Origin of the sequence: Streptomyces sp. WAC05292 (genome assembly GCF_003949955.1) — a bacterium.
Classification (GTDB): domain Bacteria; phylum Actinomycetota; class Actinomycetes; order Streptomycetales; family Streptomycetaceae; genus Streptomyces; species Streptomyces globosus.
The window spans coordinates 1-3,133 of sequence record NZ_RPSE01000558.1; the positions used below are offsets into that span (position 1 = coordinate 1).

The following is a 3,133-nucleotide window of genomic DNA, read 5'->3' on the forward strand; positions in this document are numbered from 1 at the left end:
TCGAGGCCCTTGGAGCGGTGCGCGGTCATCAGCCGGACCGCCTCGCGGCGGGTGGCGCGGCGGGTGAGGGTGTCGGCGGCGATGTCCTCGGCTTCGAGCTGTTCGAGGAAGTTGAGGGAGCCGCGGCGGCGGAGGTCGGGCCAGAGGCCCTCCTGGACGCCGGCGACGACGACGAGGCGCCATTCGAGGCCCTTGGAGCGGTGCGCGGTCATCAGCCGGACCGCCTCGCGGCGGGTGGCGCGGCGGGTGAGGGTGTCGGCGGCGATGTCCTCGGCTTCGAGCTGTTCGAGGAAGTTGAGGGCGCCGCGGCCGCCGGTGCGCTCCTCGGCGCGGGCGGCGGTGTCGAAGAGGGCGCAGACCGCGTCGAGGTCGCGGTCGGCGTTGCGGCCGGCCGGGCCGCCGCGGCGGGCGCTGCGCTCCAGGCGCTGCGGCCAGGGCGTGCCGTCCCAGAGGGTCCACAGGGCCTCTTCGGCGGTGCCGCCGCCTTGGAGGAGTTCGCGCGTCTTGCGCAGGAGCAGGCCGAGGCGCTGGGCGCCGCGCGCGTACGCCGGGTCGTGCGCGGTGAGGCGCTCCGGCTCGGCGAGGGCGCGGGCGAGCAGCACGTCGGAGGGCGCGGGCACGGCGGTGCCGGCCGCGCGCTCCTCGTCGCGCAGGGCCCGTCCGAGCCGCCGCAGGTCGGCGGCGTCCATCCCCCCGAGCGGCGAGGCGAGCAGCGACAGCGCCGCCTCGACCCCGATCCACCCCTCACCGGTGTCCCCGACGGGCGCGGGCCCGTCCGCGTCCTGGCCGCCGGCGCCCTCCGCGGCGTCCGAGAGGCCGGGGCTGTCCGCCGGGGCGGCGGCCTGCGCGCCCGCGCCGGCATGGGCGGCCGGTCCGGCCCCGTCGTCCGGAGCGGGCGCCTCGCCCGTCGCACCGGCCGCGGCGGCGGAGCCGTCTGCGACGGCAGCCGCGGACGCGGCGTTCCCGCCGCCGACGGGACCGGCCGGGCCGAACCCGCCGCCGGTGACCGAAGCGCCTGCGCCGGCCTCCCCGGCCGCGGCGGACCCGTCGCCGCGGACAGCGCCGTCGACGGCGTCCGCGGCACCGTGCGCCCGCGCGCCGCCGGCGTCGGACTGCGCCCCGTTCGGGGCGTCCGGGACGGCCGGGGCGAGCCGGTCGTCGGCGGCGGCGGCGGAGCCGCCCGCCCCGGGCCGAACGGCCGTGTCGGCCGGCCCGTCGGCGTCGTCAGCGGCATGCGCCGTGCTCCGCCGCGCCCCACCGGCAGTGGCGGCCTGCACTCCGGCAGGGCCGGTCCGGACGTCCGAGCCGGGCCCGGCGCCCGGCTCGGACGCGTCGCGTTCTGCGCCCTGCTCCCCGGCGGCAGCCGCGATGGCGGAGCCGTCTGCGACGGCAGGGGCGGACGCGGCGTCGTCCCCGCCGTCGGGGTCCTGCGAGCCGAGCCCGCTGCCCGGGAGGGCGGAACCGCCCGCACGGGCCTGCCCGGCCGCGGCGGACCCGTCGGCGTCGGCCCCGCCGCCGGCGGCGCCCGCCGAGCCCTGCGCCGAAGCGTCGGCGGTGCCGCCCGCGGCCTCGGTCGGCGTCGGCGGCGGAGTCGCCAGGGCCACCGTGCGGAGGGCCGTCAGGAGGGGGGCGACCGCAGGTTCGTGGCGGAGGGGGATGTCCGTGCCGTCCGTCTCGGCGGGGACGCCCGCCGAGATCAGGGCCCGCCGCATCGCCGGCAGGGTGCGGCCGCCGGCGCGGACCAGGACGGCCATGTCCTGCCAGGGCACGCCGTCCTCCAGGTGGGCGCGGCGCAGGATGTCCGCGATGTTGTCGAGCTCGGCGCCGGCCGTGGGGTACGTGTACACCTCGACGCGGCCGCCCTCCCGCGTCGGCGTGAGCCCCCGGTGCGCGCGGACCGCGTCCGCGGGCAGCCGCGGCACGGGCATGCGGGTGGTCAGCAGCCGGGTGGCGGCGAGGACGGCGGAGGCGGAGCGGCGGCCGACCGTCAGGGCCCGTACGGCCGCCCCGGGGAAGGCGCCCTCGAAGTCGAGGATGTTGTTGATGTCGGCGCCGCGGAAGGCGTAGATCGACTGGTCGGGGTCGCCGAAGGCGACCAGCGTGCCGCCGGGGCCGGCCAGCGCCCGCAGCAGCCTCAGCTGGGAGGCGTCGGTGTCCTGGAACTCGTCCACGTAGATCACGTCGTACGCGGCGGCCAGGCCGGGCGTCCGCTCGGCGAGCAGCACGGCGCGGTGCAGCAGCTCTGCGTAGTCGAGGGTGCCCTGCATGTCCAGGACGTCGAGGTACTCGGCGAGGAAGGCGGCGGCCGCCTTCCAGTCGGGCCGGCCGGTCCGGGAGGCGAACGCGTCGAGGGCGGCCGGGCCGAGGCCGAGTTCGCGGGCGCGGGCGAGGACGGCGCGGACCTCGTCGGCGAAGCCGCGGGTGGTGAGGGCGGCCCGCAGGTCGTCGGGCCAGCGGATGGAGCGGATCTCCCGCTGCCCCTCCAGCAGGGTGCGGACCATGACGTCCTGCTCGGGCCCGGACAGCAGGCGCAGCGGGTCGGCGAACAGGTCGGTGTCCTGGTGGGCGCGGACCAGCCCGTAGCAGAAGGAGTGGAAGGTGGTGGCCTGCGGGGCGCGGGCGCCGCCGAGCCGGAGGGCGGCCCGGTCGCGCAGCTCGACGGCGGCCTTGCGGCTGAAGGTGAGGATCAGGATCCGGGCGGGGTCGGTGCCGGCCTCGACGCGGGCGGCTGCGGCCTCCACGAGGGTGGTGGTCTTGCCGGTGCCCGGTCCGGCGAGGACGAGCAGCGGTCCGCGGGTGTGGTCAACCACCGCCTGCTGCGCTGCGTCCAGCACAGGGGGCTCCGCTCGCCCCGGCCCGCTGCGCACGAGACGGTACGCGTCGGGGGTCCGCGTACGCAGCCGCTCGGGGCGGTCGGTGGAAGAGGTGATCACGTGAGGTGCCGGTCCTGGTGTTCGTGCTGCTGCGGGGCGTACGGGGGGTGCGGCGTCCGCGGTCGCCGCGCGGGCGCCCGCCGGAGGGCCGGGCGCGACCGCCGAAGAGGCAACGCTACGGCAAGCGGCGCGGCCCGTGCAGTTCCCCGAGGTCCGGCCCCGGAGGGGGCCGCGGACCGCGCGCCGGCGGCCCGCCGGGG

General features: G+C 79.3%; 1 protein-coding gene. It reads right to left on the bottom strand.

Annotation, left to right across the window (positions count from 1 at the left end):
- Positions 1–2,933 (bottom strand): UvrD-helicase domain-containing protein (locus EF903_RS35645; RefSeq protein WP_260616161.1); only part of this gene is annotated, 2,933 nt, incomplete at its 3' end.
- Between the last annotated feature and the right edge of the window lie 200 nt (positions 2,934–3,133).